The organism is Sandarakinorhabdus sp., assembly GCF_040398645.1.
Taxonomy (GTDB): domain Bacteria; phylum Pseudomonadota; class Alphaproteobacteria; order Sphingomonadales; family Sphingomonadaceae; genus Sandarakinorhabdus.
In genome coordinates this window covers 1-1,592 of the sequence record NZ_JBBATR010000117.1, presented here as the reverse complement: position 1 = coordinate 1,592, position 1,592 = coordinate 1, and the positions used below count along the sequence as shown (strand labels likewise).

Genomic DNA, 1,592 nt, shown 5'->3' with positions numbered 1-1,592 from the left:
GCCAACACCGGTAACAACGCCTCAGACCGCGCCGCCATGAACAACGAAGCCAAGCAACTGGTCGCTGAAATTGACCGTGTTGCCAGCAACACCAGCTTCAACAACATCAAGCTGCTCGACGGCACCTTCAATAACCAGTCGCTGCAAGTTGGGGCCGGTAATTCCGACAATGACCGCTTGTTGATTTCCATTGGCAACGCCAAGTCGAGCGCCTTGGGTGTGGGCTCTGGTTCCAGCTTTGCCGCTAAAACTGTCGGCGTCAACACCGGCAGCACTGGCTTGCTGTCTGCCGGCCTGAACATCAATGGTTTCAGCGTGGGTGCTGCGCAAGCCGATGGTGTGTCGAACTCAGCGTCTGCGACCAGCGGCATCGCGGTGGCCACTGCCATCAATGCGGTCAGCTCTCAAACCAACGTGACCGCTACGGTAGGTACCACGACTGGCTTCACTGGCATGACACCGGCTGGTTTCGGTACGGCGGTGGGTGCAGGCGACGTCAAAATCAACGGTATCTCCATCGGCGCCATTGAAATAGCAACAACGGCAGTTGGCCGCGGCGGCCAGACGGCAGCGGCAGTGAACGCCATCAGCAGCCAGACCGGTGTCACCGCAACGTTTGACAAGTCGACCGGCGCAGTGTCGCTGCTCGCAGCTGATGGCCGCAACATCACGGTCGATGCCGTCAATGCTGGCGGTAGTGCCAGGGTCACGGGTCTGGGAAGTGGTACGGTGTTGACCGCCACCAGCGCAACTGCAGCCACCAGTGCGGCATCCATGTCGGCCGGCGCTTTTTCAGTGAACGGTGTTGACATTGGGGCAGTGAGCGCGGGCGCTGCGGTAACAGCCGTTACTGCGGTAACGGAATCTGCTGTGATTACTTTCAGCGCAATGACCGCTGGTCAAACAGCTACCGTCAACGGATTGACCTTCACATCTACCGGCACGACGACCGCTGCAGAAGCCGCAGCGGCTTTCGGAGGTATTGCGTCAGGTGCTGCCGGCAGCACATTGACGAACGCAAAAGGAACCTATTCGGGCACATTTACCGCTGGCTTCAGCACTGCGACCTACGTCACCGCAGCAACTACAGTAACAGCCACATCGACCACGATTGGTGCGCCTGTCACCGACATAGCTACGAGCGCTGTTGGTGCTACGGCCCCTGCCGCTGTGACCACGCAAGGTGTTGCAGCAGTGACTGGTGTGACTGCTGTTGAAAATAAGGCGTTGAACGTGGCAACAGCGATTAATCTGTTGACCAGCAAAACGGGTGTCACAGCATCTGCGACTGCCGGCAAGGTCACGCTAGTGTCGGACGGCCGCACGATCAATACGACCGCAACTACAGCAGACACCGGTATTGACGTGAGTGCAGCAGTGACCGCAGCCGGCACGACTGCCACCTCATTGACCAACCGTTCGTCCGTGACCCTGTCGTCGACCCAAAGTGGCGGCATCAACGTGTCTGGCACGGCTGCAGCACTGGGGGCAGCTGGCTTTAGCGAAGGCTCTGCCACCGTGTCAACAACAGCCGGTGCTGGCGTCTCTTCTCTGGACCTGAGCACCGTCGCCGGCTCGCAAGCCGCCCTGAC

1 protein-coding gene is annotated in these 1,592 nt (G+C 59.5%); it reads left to right on the top strand.

The genetic code is table 11. The features are described from left to right. Window positions 1-36: 36 nt before the first annotated feature. Window positions 37-1,592: flagellin family protein (locus ABWP50_RS13480; protein WP_502951068.1), on the top strand; the 1,556-nt coding region annotated here is incomplete at its 3' end.